This window comes from Pseudomonas avellanae BPIC 631 (genome assembly GCF_000444135.1).
Classification (GTDB): domain Bacteria; phylum Pseudomonadota; class Gammaproteobacteria; order Pseudomonadales; family Pseudomonadaceae; genus Aquipseudomonas; species Aquipseudomonas avellanae.
This window is the reverse complement of record NZ_ATDK01000560.1, coordinates 1-20816: the sequence shown is the minus strand read 5'-3', so window position 1 is coordinate 20816 and position 20816 is coordinate 1. Positions and strand designations below refer to the sequence as shown.

Sequence of the window (20816 nt, the reverse complement as noted above, 5' to 3'; positions counted from 1 at the left end):
CATCGGTAGAGGATTACGAAACATTGTTGCCGTGGAACTGCTCGCCAGAGATGCCTCGGTAAACCAGACCCTCATTTTTTGCTAGGTGGGGTTTGTGGCGCGGATACTAATTGATGATGACGACTTTCATAATGAATGATCCTGAGTGATTTGAGGTTGATCGAAGTCGCGGTGCCAATAACTGGGCACCGTTTTGAAATGTGGTTGGTTGGGCGGTTTTAACACCAAGGGCGCGGCCCTTGTCATCTCGCAACGGCCGCGTTGACCTCGGGAGCGCGGGGTGGTGAAGCTACCCCACACTCCCAAGGTGAGCCTTTTCTGGTCCCGGTACCGTCAAGTGTGCGCTGCGCCCGTGCTTCCGTTCGCCGCGACGATAGAGCGCGTCACGACGAGCCGGGAGCGCGGCACCTGACGTGGGCAAGATCGATGTGTGGGTGGGTCAGACCAGCATCCAGCTGAACCGGTAGGGGTCCATGAACGGGATATCGTCATCAAAGCTGTCGAAATCCGCAGCGGGCTGCGGTGCTTGCTGTTGCGGCGCAGGGCGCGAGTCGCGTTGCTGCGGCTGGTTGTGGTTTTGCTGAGGTGCGGATTGCTGCGGCGCCGATTGCTGGGGGCGCGACTGCTGCGGACGAGGGGCAGACTGGTTGTAGTTGCCGCCACCCTGACCCTGTTGAGCGTCGCCCTGTGGACGGCCACCGAGCAGCTGCATGGTGCCCTGCATGTCCACGACGATTTCCGTTGTGTAGCGCTTGATACCGTCCTTTTCCCACTCGCGGGTTTGCAGCTTGCCCTCGATGTACACCTGCGAGCCCTTGCGCAGGTATTCGCCGGCGATTTCAGCAACCTTGCCGAACAGCGACACGCGGTGCCATTCGGTCTTTTCGACCTTCTGCCCGCTCTGCTTGTCAGTCCACTGCTCACTGGTGGCCAGGCTCAGGTTGGTTACGGCCGTGCCGTTGGGCAGGTAACGACAGTCAGGGTCTTGTCCGCAGGTGCCTACCAGGATCACTTTATTGATGCCACGCGCCATGATTGCGCTCCTTCTTCAATGAGTTTTTAAGGGGTGTCTTCGTTCGGATCAAACACGAATATCGTGCTCAGAAGCTTTCGGCCTAGGGCTGTGGACTGCTCAGCTGGGCCCAGCAGCAATGCCGTTGAACCGTCTGCCGACAACTCAAACTCTGCAAAACAGTTGTCGCAATCCACTGGACGCCAGGTCATTTCCCACGCTTTGACGTTGACGATATCCACTGTCGCAGGGGTTTCGCAGTTGGGGCAGTGCGCCGTCATCGTTTCGCCGTCTGGCCACTGCGCCGCCTTGGGCTGTTGTTCCTCTAGCATAGCTAAAGCCTCCTTTGGAGAGAGGGGGTCACGCGCGCGTGGGTTTGCGACTGAATACGAATTCCAGCTTGGCTTCGTTGTTGAGCTTCAGGGCCGCGTCAAAGGACTTGCCGGTCTTCTTGCTGTGAAAGCCCTTCAGTACCCCGGTCTTGCCCGTCGTCAGCAACGCCTCGATCTGGCCAGGCGACAGCATCTTGCCGCTGACTTCCGGGTAAAACTTGAACACGCAGGCGCGACAGCCGATCACCCGCGGGGTAACGGCCAGGTCACTGCCGCACATGGGGCACTGGGCGTTCAGGCTGTCCAGTACCGGCTTGCCGTCACCCTGCACGTTGCCCAGATCGACGTTATGCACCTGGTGGGCAATGAAGTCCTCCAGTTCGTCCAGGAACGCGTCCACGGTCAGTTCACCGGCCTCGATCATCTGTTGCTGTTCATGCCAGAGCGCGGTCATGTCCGGCGTGGTCGCAATCGCTGGCAACGCGGCAATGAACTCCAGCCCCAGCTGGGTGGGGATCAGTTTTTTCTTCTCTACCGCGTAGAAGCCCCGCTCCTGAAGCTTGGCCAGCATCGCGCCACGGGTCGCCGGGGTGCCTATGCCGCCGTTCTCACCTTTCTTGCCCTGGTCACGGTCGATCAGCAACTGCTTGATGCGCGGGTCTTTCACATACTTGGCGACCCGCCGTAGGTCCTTTAGCAGCTCGGCTTCGGTGTAGAGCGGCAGGGGCTTGGTTTTTTCCTTGGCCACCGTAATGCCGTCGCATACCCCGGCGTCACCGACTTTCAAATCCGCCAGAGCATCGAAGGGGCTCGCAACCTCGGCGGCGTTCGAGGCGTCTTCGTCTGGCTCGTTTTCTTCAGTGACCTGCGCCGTCCAACCGGGCTGCGTCACTTTGGTGGAGCGCGCAACGAAGGTGTGGCCGTTCACGCCAAAACGCACTTCGGCACTGAGGTAACGTTTTTCGGGCAAGAACTGCGCGACGTAGCGTTTGACGATGGCCAGGTACACGGCGCGTTCTTCGTCACTCAGCTGGGCAATGTCGATCTTCACTGCCGTTGGGATGATGGCGGTGTGCGCCGAAACCTTGCTGTCGTCGAAGGCTCGGCTTTTACGTTCCGAATTCACCTCTGTGAACATCCCGGCCAAGTCGGGCAGGGCTTCGCTCAGCAGGCTTAAGGTCTGCGGAGCCTCGGCAAATTGTTCGTCGGACAGGTAACTGCAATCCGAACGGTTGTAGGTGATGGCTTTGTACTTCTCACGCAGCGCCTGGGTCAGGGCCAGGGTTTTCTCGGCATCGATGCTGTGGGTCTTGCTCATGTACACCTGCAGGTCGAGCAACGCGAACGGCAAAGGTGCCGCCGTTTGCTTCTCTTCCACACGCGCCTCGATCACGTCTGCGGGTTTCATTCGGCACGCGTCAGCCACCTGAATAGCGTATGCCTCGTCAATGATCCGGTTCTTGTCATCAATCGGGGCATCAGCGGCCACCACGAGGCGGCCCTGCGCACGACTGCTACCAAAGGCCAGGCTTGCCGCAACCGTGTAGTAAAACGCACTGGCGTGACTCTTGTTGGCCAGGTAGCGGTTCACGATCAGACCCAGGATCGGGGTTTGGACACGGCCCACCGACAACACGCCTTTAACGCCCTTGGCCCTACCGGCCAGGGTGCAGGCGCGGGTCATGTTGAACCCGTACAACTGGTCGCCGATGCTGCGGGCCAGAGCTTTCTGGAACAGGCCGTAAAACTCGCGGTTGTCGCGCAGCCCCTCCAACGCTTTGCGGGCAGCGTTGGCGTTCATGTCGTTGATCAGGATGCGTTTGACCGGCGCGGTGTTGCCGAAATGCACCAGGACCTCATCGACCAGCAACTGGCCTTCGTCGTCCGGGTCACCGGCGTGGACGATTTCTGAGGCGCGACCGATCAGCTGCTGGACCACTTTGAGCTGGTCGCGGGTGCGCGCAATCGGCTGGTATTGGGCCGGGCGCAGCTTCAGGGGCAAATCGGCCTGGACCCAGTTTTTATAATCAGGGTTGTGCACCTCAGGTGGGGCCAGTTCGAGCAGGTGGCCCACGCACCAGGTGACGATATCGTTGCTGCCGCACTCGAAATAGCCGTCCTTGCGTATGACGGTGCCCAGCGCCTCGGCAATGACCTGGCCCAGGGCGGGCTTTTCCGCAATGAATACTCGCATGGTGTTCTCCTTGTCAGGATCTGGGGCTTAGCCCCGGACCTTGCCGAACTTGTCGTTGATTTTTTGGGTGTATCCGCGATCAGCACCGGGGCAGCTGTTGAGGTAGTCCTGGCGCGCCGTGGCGGTCTGGCTCCATCTGATGTTCCCGTGCTTCTTGACCAGGATGCTGAAGTAGTCCTGTTCGGCGCTGCGGCACTCGCTGCCACCGCTGTTGCCGGTGAACCTGCCGTATAGGCACAGCACGGACTTGCACGGGTCACCGGCGTAGGCTGAACCGCTGCCCAACAGGCACACCGCAAACAGTGCGCAGACCCGCGTTTTGCCGCGACCGGACACGGCTTTGCCAGCGGCCTGCCCCTGAGGGTCAGCCGTTTTGCTGAAGGTATTCATGTGTTGCTCCTGCTGACGCCGGGAGGCGTCGGTGGGGGTGCTACATCGTTTCGGGGGTATCGTCAGCCTGCGCAGGCTCGGGATCCGGCTCGACCTCGGGGGGCTGAGCCTTGACCGCTTCGGCCCGAGCCACTTCGGACGCGGTGTCTTTGGGGTTCCAGCGCTGCCGCTGTTCGGCCTGCATGGGCTTGGTGTCGGCCACTGCCACCTTGGCTTCGACGGTGCGCACCGGCACGGTGAGCGCGTCGATTTTGGAAGCATCGCCAATCGGCACATCGGGCGTCGGCATACCGGCTCGCTCTTTGAACACGGGTTCTTCGTACCAGAAGATTTTTCGGGCTCGGATGTTGGCAGCGGGTGTCGTCTTTGTGGCTTCCACAAAAATCAGCTCTTCGCCATAAGGCAGGGCGCTGACCTCCTGCGGCAACAGCAACGGTCGGGGCTGTTCGCTGTAACTGTCTGTTTGACCTCGAGCACCGATTTCATGCTTCTGTCTGTTCAACGACTGGTTATGGACGCGCACCGTGGTGTTGCCCAGGCGCGTGCTGTACTCCTTGGCCAGCTCGACATTGCCGGTGCCGTAGACGATTTCGATGTGAAAGGCCTGCATGATGCCGTTGCCAGCCTCCCGGCCATACGTGCGCTCGCTGCGCAGCTGGTCCTTGCCCTGAAAAATGATGATGTAGCGAAGGCCTGCACCGCGTGTCAGCGCCGGGGCCATTTCCATGATCTCGATACGGCCCATGACCGCGATTTCATCGATCACGAACAACACCTGGTACTTGAGTATCAACGTGCCGTCTGCGCAATGACCACCCTGCTCGGGCATCACATCGGTGTTCTGCTGAATGGCCTGAGTGAAGAACAGGTTCATCAGCGGGCCGTATTTCTTGATGGCGTTACCGGTCACGCAAAAGTAGATGCTGATCTTCTCCTTGCGCAGCTTGGTGAAGTCAATGTCGGTGTCTGAGACTGCCCAGGCCACCGTTTTCTCGGCATACATGGACAAGGCACCGCGCAAGATATCGACGGTGGTAGACCATCCGCTGCTCTTGTTCTTCGAGGCCTCGAACACGCCATTGAGCTCACGAAGGGTTTCCACTGACAGCGCGTTGGGGCCAGTGCTGTGTTGCTCGATGGCTTGCTGCGCCCACACACCGAGCCCGGTGCCCAGTGACGCCACCTCATAGGCCTGGGGCAAGGTCAGCTTCATACCATTGAGTTTCATGCCTTCCATTTCCATCAGGTACAGCAAGATGGCCGCAAACACGTTGGCAGCCTTGTTGTACCACTCCTGGTTCTTGGGGTTGTCCGACACGAACAGCACACCCGCCAGCGTGCGTATCTGCCCCAAGCGGTACAGCGGGTCGCGGCTGAGTGCGCTTAGCGGGTTCCAGCGGTGCGTCTCCAGAAGCTCCGGCGAAAAGCGGTAGACCTTGTGTCCGGCTGCGGCCCGAAAACCTGCCGTGTCCCTCCAGTTTTCGAATTTGGGGTCGTTCACCACCACCGAATCGGGGTAGCTCAACAGATTGGGGGTAACGACTCCCACCGTTTTGCCGGTGCCAGGGGGCGCGGCCAGCATGACGAACGTCTGGCCATAGCTGGCTAAGAAGGTGTCCTTGGTGGGGTGTTTGCCAATGAGGATCGCGGGGTGCTCCTCGATCCGTTCTTGGGGATTGTCCGGGCTGATGGGTTTGGATTTAGCTCTGGCCATCAGCGGCTCCCTGCTTGACGCTGAAGCGTCTGTTCGTTGTTGCTTTGCTGCTGAAGATCAGCCTGAAGTTTTTGCAACTCGATGGACTGCTGCTGGTTGGCCTGAATCTGATTGAGCGAGGCGCTGATGACTTCGAGCTGGTTCGTCTGTCGATCCACCTGGGACTGGGTGGCGCAGCCAGTCAGGGACAGCATGAATACTGCGGACAGGGTCAGTGCGGTACGTACATTCATGGTCATTTTTCCTTTGAGTAGGCACAGCCAAACGCCAGACAGCTGATAGCCGACTGCGTAGCGGTGCATTGGGATGGTTTGAAAGTGCGGGAGTATCAGAGGGCGATGCGGGGGCAACGCCTACTTGCTGGTGTTACGGGTATTACCGGGTTGCTTTGCCAAACGGTACACACGGACACGGGCATAGCCTGACTCACTATTGGCGAGCGTGGTCCAGCTCCCCTTGTGGCCGGTGTTCAGCCTCTCGATAAACGGCGTGACCTCATCATCGGTTTTCGTATCCGCCAACACGATGGTTATGGTGAAGTTCGCCAACATGGCTTCTGCTGATGCCTTAGAGAGCGCCAGTACGTCTTTTGCGTCACTTTTTGCGAACACTTTTTCGGTGGTCATCGTAATGCCTCGTCTGTTGTCTGAATGCATGTAGTGAGCGTAAAGCCTACTTGCGGGCCTTACTGGTGTTCTTGTATTCGCCCTGGTACTCGAACTGGCGCAGCTCGCGGTCGTTGGCAAAGCGGGCATCACCGTGCAGCGAGGTCTTGGGCTTCAGGCGCACGAAAACGGCCATCAACGTAACGCCGACCGGCAGGAAGGTCAGGGCCGCCGTCACACACCACGACCAGGGCACGTACAGCATCCGCCGGTCGTTCCAGGGCAGCTTGCGGGCCTCCCACAGCGTGTCCCAGGACAAGCCCGCGAAGTGCCCTTGGGTCAGCTGCAGAAACATCGCTCCCCCTGCGTACAGGCCTGCCACGAAGAACACCAGCATCAATGCGATGACCAGTAATGTCAGTCTCCACCACATAAACGTCTCCTGTCACCCTGCCGGGCGAGCGTGTGCTCGGCCTTCTGAACATGAGCACGTGCCGCCTCGAAGGCTGCGAACGTGTTCGGATAAGGCTGGATCGCTTCGATCATCGTGAACACTTGCCCCAATGCATCACGGTTGTGCCGCTCACGTTCTACAAGGGCTTTCTCCAGGCCGCGTGCAGGGTTGCGCGTAATGCTGTTGTGCAGCGTGACGTAATCCATCTGGATGGCTTCGGCCACTGCGTAGAACTGTGAGTAATTGAGCAGCAGAATGTATGGCTGTGTGGGTGGCTCGGGCCTTTCTGCTACGCGCTTATCGCTACCGCGTGTTGCAAACATCCGAGTAAAAATCCGTTTCAACCGCATGACACACTCCTATTTAGCTCGTTGACGCTGACCATTGAGCAAGGCCAGCTTGTATTCGGGTTCGTAATGCACTTCCAGGATGTCCTGCTTTTCCATGTACACCACCACGTCGAACGAGGTCCGTACCAGGCGCTCGATGTAAGCGTAGTCCAGGCCCTTGCCGACTTCCGACTGCTTCACCAGGCCGCACACACGCGCATAGCCCGCTTCACTGTCGTTGGCGTGAGCCGTGGTCACCGTGCCTTTGGTGCCGGTGTTCAGAATCTCCATATAGTGCCACACCTCGTCACCGGTCAGCTCGGCGAGAAACAGGTGGTCGGGCTTCATCCGCAGCGCGCTGGCTACCAGGGCTTTGGGGCCCACCACATGCCCGTAGTGCAGATGCACATGGTTGGGATGAAAAGGCAGGGTGTCTTCCAGCATTTCCTGGATCGTGACCATGCGCCGGTGAGCCGGAAACAGGTCGATCAGCGTCTTGCCGTAAGTGGTTTTCCCCGACCCTGGCCCGCCGAACACGATGATGTTCTGGAGATGGGCGACGGCAGTTTCCATGAACGGGTCCCAGTCCCCGGCAGCGTGAGCGTCCTTCATGTCGCACTGCCAGGGCTTGAGGGTCAGCACCGGTGAAGCGATGGCCTGGGCCCGGTCATAGCGGCCACTGTTGACGTAATCCTTGTGGGTGAAGCGCAGCAAGGAGGGTTTGCGAAACGTCATCGACAGGGTGCCTTCCTCGCATGCCGGAGCCATGACGATCTGCCCCCGCTCCCCGCCAGGCAATTTCACGGTGTGAATCGGTGAATGAGGGGCCAGCACGCGGTAGTTCAGCGCACAGAGCGCATTGGCCAGCCGCCAACACAGGCTGTAGGTGAGCCAGGGCGCGTCCTCGCGCACCCAGCCGTCTGGACCGTCCACCCACAGCTCGTAAGGCCGGTTGATGGCCACGTCCTGGGTGCCGGGGCGATTCAGGCGCTCGGTGACGCCTGCCTGGTCGAGAAAGTCCAGGACCAGCGTGTATTCGGTCAGCCCTTGTTCCTCTGGGTCTTGGGAGTGATCTGGTTCTTGCGTCATGAATACTCCTTAGCGGTTCTCGAAAACCGATGAAAAGTCGATGTCGCGGGCCACGATGACGGTGATGACCGTGCCCGGCAGCAGGTGCGCGGTGTCCGGAATGTTGATGGTGCTGTCCAGCGCCTTGTTGGCCATGCTCTCCACGTTCTGCTCGCTGTTGTTCACCGTGTAGCCTCCTGACCCCGAGCTTTTCTGCGTGGTGTTGGACGCAGCCTGAAGCGCGTCCTGGATGAACGACAACATCACTGCACCGCCAAAGCGCTGCATGTAGTGACGATTGATCCAGGCTTCGGTCCCGCTGGCCCCCATAGGGCCTGCACCGAGGCTGTCCAGCTTGGCCCGCACGCCCGATTGGGTTTCGATTTCGGTCCAGGTGGTAAACACGCTGGTTTCGCCTGGCCCTACCTCAACGGTCTGTTCACCGGTGAGCTTGTCACCCGCCGCCGCAATCACCGTGGAGCCATCGGCGGAATACAACGGATCGGTCAGACGACAATCCACCAGGCCTGGGTGGGTGCTGATGATTTCGGTGTACAGCGCGCAGCGCGTGTAGGTGTTGTGGCTGACCAGGTACTTGCGGTTCGGTGCCAGGTACGCTTTGGCCGGCGCAAAGGTGGTGCCGCCCAGGTCACTCAGACTGCTGCGTTTTCTGGAGGGCGATTCACCACCCAGCCCGCCGCTCGATCCGCCTTGCACGTCAGCCAGCAATGAAGGCGGCAGGGAGGGCTGATCGTTTGGCGGCTGTTGCGGCTGAGTATCCGCAGCGTCGGTGCCCATCGCATCTTCCGAAGTGACGAACATTGCAGCCCCCAGTTTGCGTTGCCGGGGGGTCTCCACGACCGGTGTGTTCTGGCCGGGCGGTGGCGGCACACTGGCGGCATGTCCCTGATCGGTCGATCCGCGATTGGCGTCCCTTTTATCCTTTTCCTCCTTCGCCAATCGGTCTCTTTCAGCGCGGGCTCTCCTGTCCTCTTCGGCTTTGTCAGCGGCCAGCTTGGCTTCCCGAGCCTTCTTCATGCTGTCGTCGCTGCCCAGATTCACGTCCAGGGTCGCGTCCTTCTTGACGTGGGTTTCATCGACCTCTGAGCCGGTGGTTTTCATCTGGGAAATGGTGGCGTAGCAAAGCGCGGCAATAGCCAGCAGCCCCACCAACCCCAGCGCGGCCAGGCTCAGGTAAAGCGTCTTCCTGTTTTGGGTATCGCCTGTGCGTTTGGTCCGCACGTCAAAGGCCCCACGGGCGTGGGTGCTGGCGGGCTCCGAGGCCGGGGCGTGTTTCGGTGCCGCTCCTTGCTCCGTGGCCGCTGCTGGAGCCGCTGCGGATTCGGGCGGCCCGATGCTATCTGGCTGGGCGGTGGTCCCTTGAGTGTTCTCAGGAGCCTGGTCGTTGTCATTGTTCTGCATGCTTGAGCTCCCGAATCTCACCAGTGGTGGTCCCGTTGAAGTTGTAACCCGTGTTCACCTGGGCGGTAGGTCGCACCTCCACCAACAAGCTGTTCAGCCGAAACCTGAACAACCGACTGACGCCATGCACCACGACCACGTTCTGATCGTTGTGCGCGTCGGCCAGGGTTTCGGTGCCATCGGGCAATACCTGGTACAGCACCGGGCGAGGCCCGTTGCCGGTGAAGCGGAAGCAGGTCAGCATGCCGTTGTCCCAGCCCTCGTAAGGCGCTATGGACCTGCTCTCTGAACTGGAGCGCTTCTGATAGGGGCCGTTTTGCACCGGGCCGTCACAGGGGTTGCCGGGGTCACGGCGTACATCGCCGGTCTTTTTCGGCGGCTCGGGGTAGGTGAAGCGCAGCGCGTAGGTCATGTCCGCAGCCCGAGTCACCAGTTTCAGTTCCAGCAGGTAGGTGTGCCGGTTGGTGTTGATCACCAGATTAGTGTTGGGCTCCTGGTCGGTAATGGGCTTGATGGCCACCAGGTTACCGGCCTTATTCGGGCCGATGGACCAGGCTTTCGGATCGCCGGACACCATCAGGCCTGACGCCTCATTGATCGTCTCGTTGGCCGGAAGCTGTACCAGCGAGGTACGACCCACCGAGGCCTGGATGCGGTACACGTTGTCCGGGCTGTAAACAGCGGTCTGCACGCGCCGGTCGAGTGATGAGCCGGTGCCCATGCTCTCGGCAAGAGCCGGGACGACACACGTTAAGGCCAACAGCGCCGTCAGGCCTGAAGCGGCTTTATTTCCCATTGGACACCCCCACTTCCTGGGTCATCGTGTAGGCCTTGACCCCAAAACCTCGGGGGTTGAGCCACTGATCACCGGCTTTTTTGGTCGGGTTCTTGTAGTCGTAGGTCACTGTGGCCACCCAAGTCACCGGGTGCAGCTGGGGATCGGGAATGCCGTTGCGGTCCAGCACGGTTTTGGTGATCCGTACCTGGGCGGTGCCTTCCCGGTCTTTGCGTTCCAGGAAGTTGATATTGTTGACATCCGTGCGTATCTGCCGGTTGGTTCCCAGCACCTGCACATAGCCCTTGGAGGACAATTGGAAGTTGCGGTACTCGGTAAACGTCTCGCCGTAGGACATCAGCTCCACCATGCCGAACTCTGCGTCGTGGCTTGAGAAGTTGTAGCTCTCGCGAAACCGTACATAGGCCGAGAGCCAGAACTCGTCATCGATCTGCTCCGGTGGCTTGCCCTTGTCGTCGGCCCACACCACGTCCGTGTAGCCGGAGTTGTTGTCTACCCGTACCAGGCCAAGTTGCACGGTCTTGAGCGGGGTCAGGCCCATCACGGCGGCGATGGACATAAAGGTCAGCACACCGAAGAAGCCCGCCAGGCGACGGGCGTTTTTGGTCTTGGCCTTCTCGTCGGCGGCGATGTTCTTCTCGAAATACCGCGCTGCATGGATGAATGCCTGTTCGGCCAGGCTGATTTCTTGTGCGGTGGCCGCGTCGATGCTGGTACGGGCGGCCAGTTGCCGCTCCTGCTCGATCACGTCCTGTTTGGATTTTCGTAGCTTTCTCATAAGTCACCTAAACCTGGACAAACACGCGCTGCGCGGATCAGTTCGCGGAGCATTTGGAGTCGTTGGGCGGGGCCTCGGCGGGCTTTGCCGGGGAGGCGGTTGCCGAACGCTTTGGACTGGTGGTCTTGAGCGGCTGGGCCTGGGGCGCGGGGCTTGCCGCTGGCTGTATCTGGCTAGGCGCAGGCTTGTGGGTAAAGGGCATGTCTTCCCACTGCCCTTCCGGTTCAGACAGTTTGGGTGCGGAGCCACACCCTGAAAGCAAGGCAGCCGAAAGCAGCCCGCTCAAAGCAAGTTTGACATTCATAGTGGAGTACCTGAGAGAAGCGAGGGTGTTGCGAGTAGGGAGAGGGCGTAGCCGGTGAAGCGGTGTGCTATTTGATGTTGTTGCGTCCCCTCCGCAGTTTGGAAATGCCGGCAGCGGCACCGCTGGTCATGCTTTTGGCTGCTCCAAATCCTGAAATTTTGCTGATCATTCCGCCACCGGAGGGGCCACCGCCCATGATGGAGGCTGCTTGCTGAGGCAGTTCGATTACCAGCGCAGTGAACGTGCAGAAGACAATCAGGATGGTGAGATTCCCCTCCAGACTGGTATCAATGACGCCATTTTTAATCATCACGGTGTTGATAAAACCAATTTCGATAGCCAGCACGACCGATATCAACACCTGAGCCAACATGAAGCCTGCGATGGCTGCAACCCACCCCCAGAAATACTGCTTGGTCTGTTCAAACAGCAGAAAGGCAATGAACAGAGGCCCTACGGCAACAATAGCCGTTGTCGAGACTTTCAGTACAAACAGCGTAGCCACGGCAGCCAGTAAGAACGGGATACCTCCCAGCACATAAAACACCACGGCCTGAATACCCAACCAAATATCAGAAAAACTGGCGTCGAAGATATCGAACTTCATAGCCCCTATCAGGGCTTTCAGGTTGGCACCGTAAGTAACGATCAAACTGTCGATCTGGTTGGTTTGCGTGCCCTCCTGGCCGGACAAAATTCCCCCCATCCAGTTGGGCAAGCCGGTGATAAAGGGCACAATCGTCTGTACGTACCATTGCACACTGAACGCACACGCGGTGATGGCAGCCATTTTCATAATTTCTTTGGCCACATCCTCGAAGGCAACGTTCATTCCCCGGTACAGCCACTGCATGTTGCGAAGCGTGAATTGGATCAACCACATCGTCCCGAAGAGCGCTCCAAGCCCCAGCATCACCTTGGCCATCCCGGTGACCAAGGCGCTTTGCAGAGCAGCATCAACGAAATTGAACAACGTCTGGGCTATGTTTTTGATGTTCATGCCGCCTCCGTTATTTTGCTCGGGTGTAGGTGATGTTGTCGAAATAGATGACGTCGCCTTCCAAACGCATGGTTACAAGACCGCCACGCATACTCAGTACCGTATCCGACTCAGCCTTGGCTTCTAACAGCTTCATGCTTTTCTCTCTTTTCCCATCCCCCATAAGGTCTTGTGTGGTTTCACGGTTTACGTGAAACACTTCTCCGTCTTTTGAGATATCCATGACAAAGGTTGGCTTGCCCATTCTTTTCATGTCTTCGCCAGTCCATCGCCCAACGAACCCTTGCCCTTTGCCATCAAAGCAACCTGACAGCGCCAGTGCAAACAACACCAAGCAAGAAAAAGCGGTCATTCTTTTAAACATGGGTCATCTTCCCTTTTGAATTTATTGGTTAATCAATCGTAGCTGGGCCGCACGCTCGTTTTACCGTTCATGTAGTCACTGAACGCCTGGGCCCGTTTTTCATTTTCCATTTTCTCTTGCTGCTGCTGAAGCATCTGCATATTGGCCAGCCGCATCTGCTGGTTTTGCAGCTCGATCAGCTCCTGCTGGTAGCGCAGCTGTAAATCCTCCTTCTGCTGTGGGGTCGTCACCTCGTTCAACCGGGCCCGTAGCAAATCGGCGTTCTTGACCCGTTCGGTACTGGCGTTGTAATTGCGTTCCAGCGCATCGGCAACCGACATCATCTGGTCGAATTTCGCCTGCACGCTGGCATTATCCGAGGTTAAGCCGTAGCGGTCACGCAAACTGGCGATGTCCCGTGCCGTGCCGTAGACATCGGCCCAGTCCCCCATGGGCATCACCTTGTTCAAGGCCGGGTCGTTCAGGAACCCACCCAGCATGTCATTGCCGGTGATGATGCTCTTGTAGTGGTTGTACTGCTGCGCGGTCTCGCGGATGGCGTCCTTGGCCGTGGTCAGCGCGTCCATGGCCTGCTTGGCCTGGGCCAACGCATTCGCCCTCAGCGTGAGCAGGGTAGACGGGTCCAGGACCGGAACGCCTGGCACTGCGGCGTGGGCAGCAGGCAGGGCGGCGGTCACTATGAGCGCGCTCAGCGCATAAGCCATCACGTGTTTGTTCATGATGAAACCTCCATTTCGTTGTGTTCCTGAAGGGCTTTCCAGGCTTTTTGAAAGGCCGGCATCCAGCGCTGTGCATCCCGCGTCTTCATGGACTGGCGCAGGCCCTCGGCATAGTCGAACGCAGGCAGCCACACAGCGGGATCGTCGGTGTTCAACCATTGGCGCACTGCCTCGGCCACCAGGAATGCATCGACCCATACCTTGGGATCGGTCGTGCCGAGGTGTTGCCGGATGCGCTCGGCCACCGCCAGGTTCATTTCCGTGGCCGACAGCAACGGCAACCAGTACTTGAGGGGGCCGCCCAGCTCCATCTTCAGCTTCACCGTCTGGTGACCCTGCTGCACCACCATTTCCCGGCTGAGTTTCCCCATGGCACGCACGGTGTCGAACAGCTTGCCCGTGACGCCAAACTTCGCGTAGTTCTCCGGCAGGGCCCTTTCATTGGGCAACCACATGGGGGTGGTCACCTGCTGAATGACCGCCGGAGCATACTTCGTCGCCAGCGCTTGCTCGGGGTACTGGGTGTCCATGATCAGGATTTCCCCGCGCATGCGTCCGCTTTGCAGAACCTCCTGGATGGCGTCTGCCGTACTCTTGAAGGACAGCGGTGCCCAGTACTCGGCCACCACATTCAGCAGCAGGTTGCCGGGGCGGGCTTCGTGCATTTCGCGCTTCATGTAGAACAGCGTGTTCAGAAACGCCTCCATGACCTCGGGGTGTTTCTCGGCATAATTGTTTTTGAGCAGCTGCGTGCAATCGAAGGCGAGACGCCGATAGGTCTGCGCATCGAACTGGTTGACCGGCGAGTCCAGTACCCAGGCGTATTGCCCTACACGGCCTTCACCGGCCAGGCGACACCATTTCGATAGCCGGGTCCGCAAGCAGTTTTCGCCTTGCTCGGGGATGTTTCGCAGCAGCAACGACATGCTGCGATTGCGCACGTTGGTGTGCGCCATGACCGCCTCGATCGAGTCCTTGATCCTTTTCTGGTCAGCGTCATTGCTCTTGTCAGGTCCACCGGCGCAGCACAGCACCAGGTCAAACAGCATTTGCCGCAACCCCGGACTGTCGTGAAACTGGAACGGGTTAACGCCGGTGAATTGCCCCAGCTGCACGGTGTAATACTCGGCCCCCAATGCACACAGCAGGTGTCTCAGCGACTCGTTGTAGTCGATGCCGAAAATCAGCGGATCGAAGCGGCTGAGAAAGGTCAGCAGGGTGGCCTCAGCGGTGGTTTTACCGACCCCCGTCTGGCCCGTGAAGACCGCATGCCCTGGCAGCATTTCACCGAGGTTGTTCTGACCGGGCGGGCTGTCGTGCACGTTGAGGACATACAACGCCTTGTTGGCCGTCAGCACCGGCATCACGCCCGTTCCATCACCGATGGGGTTGCCCTTGACCTTGCCCGTGGGAGTGGAGTGCAGGGAAAAGCTGCACGCCAGGTTCTCGGTCGATTTCATCATGGGGTACATGGCCTCTGTCACACCGGGGAACTGCGTGTACCAGGTGTCGATGTTGCTCATGGTCGAACGCACGAAGGTCGCGTCACGTACCGTAAACACCGAAGCCATTTTCGTGCCGTTCTCGATGGCCTGGTCCGGGGTCTTGCCGTAGACGATCAGGGAGGCGTGATAGCGACCAAACGCCTTGTCGCCCAGGGTGATGGCCTCGATGGCATTTTCAAGCTCCTCGGTCTGCCTGGAATCACGCTCGACCGAGCCCAGGTCCGCCACGTGCTTTTTGAATTTGTCCTTGGCCTTGTTGCGGTCTTCGAACAGAAACGTTTGCACCAGGGTGAACTCGAACTGCTGCTCGATGGCCTCGTCCCACATACCGGGGTAGGTCCCGCCACTGGGGTAGTCGCGCAGGTCAAAGGTGGTCGCGAAACGCTGGCCACCCCGATTGGGCCGGTTCTCGACAAAATCGTAGTTTTCGAAGTTGGTGACGCTATCAATGATCGCATCGCCCAGGCGGGTATCACTGACCAGCACGTCTTTTTCATGGCCGTTGATCAGCAGGCTGTAGTAGCGCCCGATCTGCGAGAACAGCGCACCGTGTTCGTTTTCCTCCAGCCCCATGATGACCGGGTCATATTCGGCCAGCAAAGTTTCGGACAGCGATAACAGGTCGCTCATACGCTCGATACCTTCATCCACCTCGCGGTACTTGAGGATCAGGGCAATGCTGTACCCGACCTGATAGAAGGTGCCGTTGCGAAACGGGGCGGTGTAGGCGTCCACGAAGTCCTGAAGCGCGGGCAACGGCAAGATGTACGGCGTGTCCAGCTCGATGCCCGTCTTGGTGATATAGGTTTGCAGCATCAGGTGCTTGCCTTCCTTCTTGCCCAGGGCCAGGAAGTAGCGGTTGAGGTTATGAAACAGGTGGACCAGTTCGTCATCACTGCGGGTTTCGCTGGAAACCCCTTTCAACTGGATCAGGCTCACCAGGCGATTGCCGGGCAGGGTCACCATGTGTTCGTGGACCGGATAGCGCATCAATGGCGCTTTCTTTTCCGGGGGCATAACGCTTTTGTGAAAATCGTGCGCCATAGAATTCATTCCATTGCGGGTTAAAGGGGGTCAGCAACAACGGTTTGCCGTACTTGAGGCTCAGCCAGAGACGCCGCCGCCCAAAGCGGATGCGGCGCAAATATTGAGGATCAATCAGGCCCACGACCCTCAAGGCAATGAGGGCAATCAGGAATGGGGAGGCAGCTACCAGGCCCCACACCCAGGACAGCAGGAAGGTTGCGGCCACACCGAAGACCAGGCCGCCCATCAGCAAGCCCACCATCGGCATGATGGGGATGTTCCAGAACATCGCGGGCCGACTCATCGCGTTGTAGCTTTCGAAGGTCAGTTTCTTGAGTACTTCGTTACCGGCCATAAGCGCTCCTGGTCAACCCGGAACGCCGGTGCCGAACACCTGCCAGGCTGCCGTGCCCAAGGCAACTGAACCACCGACAACCAGGATCACGCCGACTTGCTGCAGGTAGTCCATGAAGGTGTGCGAACGGTCGCCTGTGGAGCGGGCAATCAGCCATTGAGCACCTGACCAGATCAGGCAAATCAGGCCCAAGGTGCCCGCCAGGAGATAGAGGCCCAGGCGGATATTGCTGCCCCACTGGTTCAGCGTGCTGAGCCAGTCAGCGGAAGCGATGCCGGGCAGGCAGGCCACTGCCACCAGCAAAATGCAGAGTTCGCCTTTGTTGGGCACAAGGGTACGTTTGATCATCATTGATCCTCTTTGGGGGGAGTTGAGGGTTGTTCAGGGGGTGAAGCAGGAACAGCGGGTGCAGCGGATGGAGCAGAAACGGGAGGTTGTGCAGGTCGCGGGTACTGGCGCAGCACGTCCCAGCTTTCATAGGTCGGCTCAACGGTGGACGCCGGGGCCTGAGCGCGCTGGAGCTTGTTCGGTTCAGGTGATCCGCCTTCCAGCGCAGGGACCGTCACGGTTGTCGTGCCTGCGTTGGCCAACACACGTTGCACGTGGCTGCTGCCGCCAAATTCGGCCTCGGCCTTGAAGCCGCGTTTGGGGTTGCCGCTGTAATAGCAGGAAATAGCCTTGTGCAACGCTGCCTGCCGGTTGGGCTCCTTGGCACTGGCAACTGCATAGCACTGTTCAAGAACAGCGGCGGCCATGCGCAGGTTGGTGCAGGGCTCAAATACGGGTTCGGGTCGGTTGACATCGAAATGCTGCCGGTTGATTTGGCCCAGGCCGATGCTGAAGTCAGCCCCCTCCGCGACCAGCTTTTTCACCGCCAAAACGGCTTCATCCAGGCTTTGCGGTTGACGCGGCAACACTTTGCCGACCACGCCAATGGCATAGGGATTGAAGGAGGATTCTGTCTTGACGATGGGGGTAAGCGTGGCTGGGTGTATCGAGGGAGCGCATTGCATAGCCAGGGCCAGGAAGGCGCTGGTGGTGAGCATTGCAGGTTCCTTACGTTATGGGAGGTTTCCCGAATGGCCTTGTACAAGGCCATTTGGTGAAACCTCTCGATCTCCCAATAATGAGATCGAGGGGTCTTAAATCGTATTTCCGGCCGCGACCCTGTCCGCCAGAAAACTTGTTTGGGGCTTTACGCTGCGCACCCTGGGCCAGTTGCCAACCCTCTGAGCCGTTAAGGCCGACCCATCGCTGCCTTGAAAGAGCTGGTTCCTACCAGCACTATTCTGCGCTATTCGCAGAATCAAGACTGCATTATGCGCAGAACCATTTCTGCGTCAAGTGCAATTTAAGTAAGAAAAAGCCCGCTGTGCGGGCTTATGAGGGTTTGGAGATAGAAGAGCGCTGTTAGAGCAATTAGGAGTAGCCTGGAATCATAGGCCCGACATCCTCGCATCTACTACTCGTCCGATGAAGCGACAGTTACCGTCGATTTCGATGGTCCTGTATTTTTCATTAAGAGGTCGGAGATACCGGTATCCCGCGTCTTCTACATATTGCTTGAAGGTTTTATCACCAGAATCAAGCATTTCGACTACGTAAAATTTTCCATTGATCACTTCGGCATCAGGCTTAACGAGAATCAAGGATCCTTCAGGAAAGCTTGGGTTTCCGGTGCAAGTCATCGAATGGCCGTTAACCATAAGCCAATAAGCTCCGTAACCAGCGTTTTCTGTGGACTGTATCATCCTATGGCTTTCTCCGATTTTCCCAGGCGATTCGGTAACCTCCCCCGCTGCTACCCAGCTAATAAGAGGAAATTCACGAGGCTCGCGTATAGGCTGACGCACGCCGGATACGTTATTGGGGTCTGAGTACAGAACTGTTTCCATTTGCTGCTGTGCAGTAAGCTGGATACCTAGCGCCGCCATGATGAGCTTTAGCTTTTCGGGGGTAGTTCCCTGCAAGCCACGCTCGAAACGTGAAAGGTTTCCTGAGTCCGAGCCGATTTGATAGGCAAGCTCCTCTAGGGAAAGCTTTTTTGCCTTACGTGCGTTTCTTATGATTTGTCCTATATCCATAGGGCATGAATTTTCCAGCTACCATGCTTGGTGCGCAAAGTCGTATGCGCAAATTTTGCTTGAATTGATTATGCGCCAATCGCAGAATTCACTGTATTTTCCAATCAGGCAGCACTTATGACACCGCTAAAAAAAGCTCGAACCGCCCGAGGTTGGACCCTAACTGAAGTATCCAACCGTCTCGCTGACGTCGGGGCAGACAGGACAGACACGGGAAACCTTTCCCGAGTTGAAAGGGGTGAGCAACGCGCCTCCACAGCGTTGGCAGAAAATCTTTGCCGCATTTTTGATGGCGAAATTACCGAGCTGCACATCCTATACCCAGAGCGCTATAGGTCAGACTCTGCCAACTGATGCTTATAGGTAGACGAAAATTTTGGCGGCTCCGTAAGCCCCCACCTAAATAGACGTCCTTCCAGCTTCCTAATAACTTTATTTTCTGTATAATCGTAAATGCGATTAATCACAAATACGCAAAATCGCATTTACGCAGAGGCCGATATGATAATAGGTGTTTTGAATCAGAAGGGCGGGGTAGGTAAAACGACGCTATCAGTCAATATCGCTGCTGCTCTTGCCAAAAGGGGGGCACGCGTCCTGCTGATTGACGCTGACCCTCAGGGAAGTTCTTTGGACTGGTCAGCAGCCCGCGAAGGTGAACCGCTTTTTTCTGTAGTGGGCCTGCCCCGTGCATCCATTCATAAAGAAATAAGCCAGGTTGGCCAAGGCTATGATCACATCATCATAGACGGCCCTCCGCGAGTTACTGACCTTGCCCGCAGTGCGATCATGGCCAGTGACCTCGTGTTGATTCCGGTGCAGCCATCCCCGTATGACATTTGGGCAGCTGATGAGGTTGTGAAGCTCGTACAGGAGGCCACAGTATATAAAGAAAGTCTCAAATACGCTTTTGTGGTAAATCGTAAAATCGCAAATACGGCTATAGGTCGCGATGTAGGTGAAGCCCTGGCTGCCTATCCGGTGACTTTGCTGTCAGCAACAATTACACAGCGTGTTATCTACGCCGAAGCAGCAGCGCAAGGAAAAGCCATTTTTGAAATTTCAGCAGAAGGGCCAGCAACGAATGAAATTGAAGCCTTGGTAGCTGAATTGATGGAGTTCGGAAAATGAGCGCTAAGAAAATCTTGATTGGAGCTAAGCCCACCGTCAACGCAGCTGCCGAAGAATGGGTGCAGAACCGTGAGGTCCAGGCCAGCGACAAAGAAGCCAACAAACGCCTGACTATCGACATACCAGAAAGCTTACATCGAGCTATCAAAATACAATGCGCTGAACGTGGTAACCGGATTGCAGATGAAGTGAGAGAACTTCTTTTACAGAAGTACGGAAAGCAGTAAATACGCTTATAAGTTTTTACTTATTCACGATTACTAGGGTAAACCATGATAAATCAGCGGCTCCCTAGCAAATTTTGGACGGTTGCTAACGCCAAAAATAGGGTATGCGGCGAATCTGGCAATGCAATAAAACCGTGATGCCCATAGAAAGCCACTGCCGCCTCGTCCTTGGCATCCACCATCAGGGCGAAGGCTGCAATCTCCGAACGGATAGCACGGTCGAGCGCATCGGCCAGCAGCGCACCGCCAAGACCTTGCGACTTGAAAGCCTGGTCGACAGCCAAGCGCCCCATACGAACGGCGGGCACGGTCGGATAGCGCGGTAACTTCTTGCCGATACTGGCCGGAAGATCGGCCAATAATAGGCTTGCTGCTGCCAATGTGTAGTAACCCGCGATGCGCTGCCCGTCTGCTAAAGCCACAAAGCAAGCGGCCACGCGGCGGCGAACGTCTTGGGTGACTTGCTCGCGTAGGTATCGATTTAATGGCTCCGAATCGCTGTTGAATGCCGCGCGATCATGCGTGGCATCGAGCAGCGCGAGCCTGAAGGGTGCAACGCTCATTCAGTGCGCAAGAGCTTGCTGCGATGAGCAAAAGCACGTTCCAAAGCACGGACTGGTTGCGCCGGTGATAGCAGTGCTTGTGCAAAGCAATCCTGATCGGCCAGCGATAGCCGGATAACTTCGGCCTGCTCAATGGCGCGTTGCGCCGCATCCTGCACAGCAGACACCACGAAATCAGTCATGGTACGCCCTTGAAGTTCGGCTGCACGCTTAAGCATCGAATGCAAATCGGTGCTAATTCTGGCTTCTAGACGGGCAGTGGATACGGCAGTGGGCATGATTTTATCCTCCTTGTGCAACTGTACGGCAATTTGCCGTACGAATCTAGATAGTCTTTTGGTGATTCCGGCTTATCTTGACCAGCTCGAACGTTTGTTTGCGTAATGTGCAGCGGCCGATTATGCGCAGGGGGAACAAAAACAACCTGAACCATGCCCTTGGCGT

General features: G+C 57.7%; 26 protein-coding genes. 2 read left to right on the top strand and 24 right to left on the bottom strand.

The annotated features are described in order from the left end of the window. Window positions 1–439: 439 nt before the first annotated feature. From DW49_RS0125055 to DW49_RS0124955, 22 genes are all read right to left on the bottom strand, one after another. Entirely contained in the window at window positions 440–1033 is a 594-nt protein-coding gene (locus DW49_RS0125055; RefSeq protein ID WP_005614696.1) for a single-stranded DNA-binding protein, read from the bottom strand. A gap of 26 nt (window positions 1034–1059) precedes the next feature. Beyond that, complete coding sequence (locus DW49_RS0125050) at window positions 1060–1344, bottom strand: hypothetical protein (RefSeq protein WP_005614698.1); 285 nt, start codon at window positions 1342–1344, stop codon at window positions 1060–1062. A 28-nt stretch (window positions 1345–1372) separates the two neighbouring features. Further along, entirely contained in the window at window positions 1373–3538 is a 2166-nt protein-coding gene (locus tag DW49_RS0125045; protein ID WP_005614699.1) for a type IA DNA topoisomerase, read from the bottom strand. A gap of 27 nt (window positions 3539–3565) precedes the next feature. Continuing rightward, window positions 3566–3928, bottom strand: a complete 363-nt coding sequence (locus DW49_RS0125040; RefSeq protein ID WP_024421525.1) for a TrbM/KikA/MpfK family conjugal transfer protein — start codon at window positions 3926–3928, stop codon at window positions 3566–3568. A 40-nt stretch (window positions 3929–3968) separates the two neighbouring features. Further along, a complete protein-coding gene (locus DW49_RS0125035; protein ID WP_005614701.1) occupies window positions 3969–5642 on the bottom strand; it encodes a type IV secretory system conjugative DNA transfer family protein in 1674 nt (557 codons plus the stop codon). Next, on the bottom strand, window positions 5642–5875 hold the full coding sequence (locus DW49_RS0125030) for a hypothetical protein (RefSeq protein WP_005614702.1): 234 nt from the start codon (window positions 5873–5875) through the stop codon (window positions 5642–5644). The genes DW49_RS0125035 and DW49_RS0125030 overlap by 1 nt, the downstream gene beginning before the upstream one ends. 120 nt (window positions 5876–5995) lie before the next feature. Further along, window positions 5996–6268 carry a hypothetical protein gene (locus DW49_RS0125025; protein ID WP_024421524.1) on the bottom strand — a complete coding sequence of 91 codons (273 nt, stop codon included), beginning with the start codon at window positions 6266–6268 and terminating at the stop codon, window positions 5996–5998. Window positions 6269–6314: 46 nt separating this feature from the next. After that, a complete protein-coding gene (locus tag DW49_RS0125020; protein WP_004667995.1) occupies window positions 6315–6680 on the bottom strand; it encodes a hypothetical protein in 366 nt (121 codons plus the stop codon). Then, a complete protein-coding gene (locus tag DW49_RS0125015) occupies window positions 6665–7051 on the bottom strand; it encodes a hypothetical protein (protein WP_024421523.1) in 387 nt (128 codons plus the stop codon). Before DW49_RS0125015 ends, DW49_RS0125020 begins: the two co-directional genes overlap by 16 nt. 9 nt (window positions 7052–7060) lie before the next feature. Beyond that, the gene (gene virB11, locus DW49_RS0125010; protein ID WP_005614707.1) at window positions 7061–8119 is read right to left on the bottom strand and encodes a P-type DNA transfer ATPase VirB11; all 1059 of its coding nucleotides are present in this window, start codon (window positions 8117–8119) and stop codon (window positions 7061–7063) included. Window positions 8120–8128: 9 nt separating this feature from the next. Continuing rightward, entirely contained in the window at window positions 8129–9520 is a 1392-nt protein-coding gene (locus DW49_RS0125005; RefSeq protein ID WP_024421522.1) for a TrbI/VirB10 family protein, read from the bottom strand. Continuing rightward, entirely contained in the window at window positions 9507–10316 is an 810-nt protein-coding gene (locus tag DW49_RS0125000) for a P-type conjugative transfer protein VirB9 (RefSeq protein ID WP_005614709.1), read from the bottom strand. Before DW49_RS0125000 ends, DW49_RS0125005 begins: the two co-directional genes overlap by 14 nt. After that, complete coding sequence (locus DW49_RS0124995; RefSeq protein WP_005614710.1) at window positions 10306–11094, bottom strand: VirB8 family type IV secretion system protein; 789 nt, start codon at window positions 11092–11094, stop codon at window positions 10306–10308. Before DW49_RS0124995 ends, DW49_RS0125000 begins: the two co-directional genes overlap by 11 nt. Window positions 11095–11131: 37 nt before the next feature. Further along, on the bottom strand, window positions 11132–11398 hold the full coding sequence (locus DW49_RS1000000131235; protein ID WP_081591380.1) for a conjugal transfer protein: 267 nt from the start codon (window positions 11396–11398) through the stop codon (window positions 11132–11134). A gap of 67 nt (window positions 11399–11465) precedes the next feature. Then, window positions 11466–12398, bottom strand: coding sequence for a TrbL/VirB6 family protein (locus DW49_RS0124990; protein ID WP_005614711.1), 933 nt, complete (start codon window positions 12396–12398; stop codon window positions 11466–11468). 10 nt (window positions 12399–12408) lie between these two features. After that, on the bottom strand, window positions 12409–12762 hold the full coding sequence (locus tag DW49_RS0124985) for a hypothetical protein (protein WP_024421521.1): 354 nt from the start codon (window positions 12760–12762) through the stop codon (window positions 12409–12411). Between the two features lie 32 nt (window positions 12763–12794). Then, window positions 12795–13481, bottom strand: coding sequence for a P-type DNA transfer protein VirB5 (gene virB5, locus DW49_RS0124980; protein ID WP_005614712.1), 687 nt, complete (start codon window positions 13479–13481; stop codon window positions 12795–12797). Further along, window positions 13478–15976 carry a VirB4 family type IV secretion system protein gene (locus DW49_RS0124975; RefSeq protein WP_169338191.1) on the bottom strand — a complete coding sequence of 833 codons (2499 nt, stop codon included), beginning with the start codon at window positions 15974–15976 and terminating at the stop codon, window positions 13478–13480. Before DW49_RS0124975 ends, virB5 begins: the two co-directional genes overlap by 4 nt. After that, window positions 15879–16367: a VirB3 family type IV secretion system protein gene (locus tag DW49_RS01000000128930; RefSeq protein ID WP_005614714.1), complete on the bottom strand. Its 489-nt coding sequence runs from the start codon at window positions 16365–16367 to the stop codon at window positions 15879–15881. Before DW49_RS01000000128930 ends, DW49_RS0124975 begins: the two co-directional genes overlap by 98 nt. A gap of 12 nt (window positions 16368–16379) precedes the next feature. Continuing rightward, complete coding sequence (locus tag DW49_RS0124965) at window positions 16380–16715, bottom strand: hypothetical protein (protein ID WP_005614716.1); 336 nt, start codon at window positions 16713–16715, stop codon at window positions 16380–16382. Continuing rightward, a complete protein-coding gene (locus DW49_RS0124960) occupies window positions 16715–17413 on the bottom strand; it encodes a lytic transglycosylase domain-containing protein (protein ID WP_005614718.1) in 699 nt (232 codons plus the stop codon). The genes DW49_RS0124965 and DW49_RS0124960 overlap by 1 nt, the downstream gene beginning before the upstream one ends. A gap of 390 nt (window positions 17414–17803) precedes the next feature. Beyond that, a complete protein-coding gene (locus tag DW49_RS0124955) occupies window positions 17804–18451 on the bottom strand; it encodes a helix-turn-helix domain-containing protein (protein ID WP_019740455.1) in 648 nt (215 codons plus the stop codon). Between the two features lie 501 nt (window positions 18452–18952). On the opposite strand from DW49_RS0124955, the gene parA reads away from it, so the two are divergent. Both parA and DW49_RS0124945 read left to right on the top strand, forming a co-directional pair. Continuing rightward, window positions 18953–19582 carry a ParA family partition ATPase gene (gene parA / locus DW49_RS0124950; RefSeq protein WP_024421519.1) on the top strand — a complete coding sequence of 210 codons (630 nt, stop codon included), beginning with the start codon at window positions 18953–18955 and terminating at the stop codon, window positions 19580–19582. Next, window positions 19579–19809, top strand: a complete 231-nt coding sequence (locus DW49_RS0124945) for a hypothetical protein (protein WP_019742104.1) — start codon at window positions 19579–19581, stop codon at window positions 19807–19809. Before parA ends, DW49_RS0124945 begins: the two co-directional genes overlap by 4 nt. Window positions 19810–19862: 53 nt before the next feature. On the opposite strand, the gene DW49_RS0124940 is transcribed toward DW49_RS0124945, so the two are convergent. Then, a complete protein-coding gene (locus DW49_RS0124940; protein WP_019742103.1) occupies window positions 19863–20372 on the bottom strand; it encodes a GNAT family N-acetyltransferase in 510 nt (169 codons plus the stop codon). Continuing rightward, complete coding sequence (locus tag DW49_RS0124935) at window positions 20369–20650, bottom strand: type II toxin-antitoxin system TacA family antitoxin (RefSeq protein WP_019742102.1); 282 nt, start codon at window positions 20648–20650, stop codon at window positions 20369–20371. Before DW49_RS0124935 ends, DW49_RS0124940 begins: the two co-directional genes overlap by 4 nt. Window positions 20651–20816 lie beyond the last annotated feature (166 nt).

Coding starts and splice junctions, on each gene's coding strand:
- DW49_RS0124935 (WP_019742102.1), bottom strand. CDS start 20,650: ATGCCCACTGCCGTATCCACTGCCCGTCTAGAAGCCAGAATTAGCACC.
- DW49_RS0124965 (WP_005614716.1), bottom strand. CDS start 16,715: ATGATCAAACGTACCCTTGTGCCCAACAAAGGCGAACTCTGCATTTTG.
- DW49_RS0125025 (WP_024421524.1), bottom strand. CDS start 6,268: ATGACCACCGAAAAAGTGTTCGCAAAAAGTGACGCAAAAGACGTACTG.
- DW49_RS0125040 (WP_024421525.1), bottom strand. CDS start 3,928: ATGAATACCTTCAGCAAAACGGCTGACCCTCAGGGGCAGGCCGCTGGC.
- DW49_RS01000000128930 (WP_005614714.1), bottom strand. CDS start 16,367: ATGGCCGGTAACGAAGTACTCAAGAAACTGACCTTCGAAAGCTACAAC.
- DW49_RS0125055 (WP_005614696.1), bottom strand. CDS start 1,033: ATGGCGCGTGGCATCAATAAAGTGATCCTGGTAGGCACCTGCGGACAA.
- DW49_RS0125000 (WP_005614709.1), bottom strand. CDS start 10,316: ATGGGAAATAAAGCCGCTTCAGGCCTGACGGCGCTGTTGGCCTTAACG.
- DW49_RS0124975 (WP_169338191.1), bottom strand. CDS start 15,976: ATGCGCTATCCGGTCCACGAACACATGGTGACCCTGCCCGGCAATCGC.
- DW49_RS0125035 (WP_005614701.1), bottom strand. CDS start 5,642: ATGGCCAGAGCTAAATCCAAACCCATCAGCCCGGACAATCCCCAAGAA.
- DW49_RS0125020 (WP_004667995.1), bottom strand. CDS start 6,680: ATGTGGTGGAGACTGACATTACTGGTCATCGCATTGATGCTGGTGTTC.
- virB11 (WP_005614707.1), bottom strand. CDS start 8,119: ATGACGCAAGAACCAGATCACTCCCAAGACCCAGAGGAACAAGGGCTG.
- DW49_RS0125030 (WP_005614702.1), bottom strand. CDS start 5,875: ATGAATGTACGTACCGCACTGACCCTGTCCGCAGTATTCATGCTGTCC.
- DW49_RS0125045 (WP_005614699.1), bottom strand. CDS start 3,538: ATGCGAGTATTCATTGCGGAAAAGCCCGCCCTGGGCCAGGTCATTGCC.
- DW49_RS0124995 (WP_005614710.1), bottom strand. CDS start 11,094: ATGAGAAAGCTACGAAAATCCAAACAGGACGTGATCGAGCAGGAGCGG.
- DW49_RS1000000131235 (WP_081591380.1), bottom strand. CDS start 11,398: ATGAATGTCAAACTTGCTTTGAGCGGGCTGCTTTCGGCTGCCTTGCTT.
- DW49_RS0124990 (WP_005614711.1), bottom strand. CDS start 12,398: ATGAACATCAAAAACATAGCCCAGACGTTGTTCAATTTCGTTGATGCT.
- DW49_RS0124985 (WP_024421521.1), bottom strand. CDS start 12,762: ATGTTTAAAAGAATGACCGCTTTTTCTTGCTTGGTGTTGTTTGCACTG.
- DW49_RS0125005 (WP_024421522.1), bottom strand. CDS start 9,520: ATGCAGAACAATGACAACGACCAGGCTCCTGAGAACACTCAAGGGACC.
- virB5 (WP_005614712.1), bottom strand. CDS start 13,481: ATGAACAAACACGTGATGGCTTATGCGCTGAGCGCGCTCATAGTGACC.
- DW49_RS0125050 (WP_005614698.1), bottom strand. CDS start 1,344: ATGCTAGAGGAACAACAGCCCAAGGCGGCGCAGTGGCCAGACGGCGAA.
- DW49_RS0124940 (WP_019742103.1), bottom strand. CDS start 20,372: ATGAGCGTTGCACCCTTCAGGCTCGCGCTGCTCGATGCCACGCATGAT.
- parA (WP_024421519.1), top strand. CDS start 18,953: ATGATAATAGGTGTTTTGAATCAGAAGGGCGGGGTAGGTAAAACGACG.
- DW49_RS0124955 (WP_019740455.1), bottom strand. CDS start 18,451: ATGGATATAGGACAAATCATAAGAAACGCACGTAAGGCAAAAAAGCTT.
- DW49_RS0125015 (WP_024421523.1), bottom strand. CDS start 7,051: ATGCGGTTGAAACGGATTTTTACTCGGATGTTTGCAACACGCGGTAGC.
- DW49_RS0124945 (WP_019742104.1), top strand. CDS start 19,579: ATGAGCGCTAAGAAAATCTTGATTGGAGCTAAGCCCACCGTCAACGCA.
- DW49_RS0124960 (WP_005614718.1), bottom strand. CDS start 17,413: ATGCTCACCACCAGCGCCTTCCTGGCCCTGGCTATGCAATGCGCTCCC.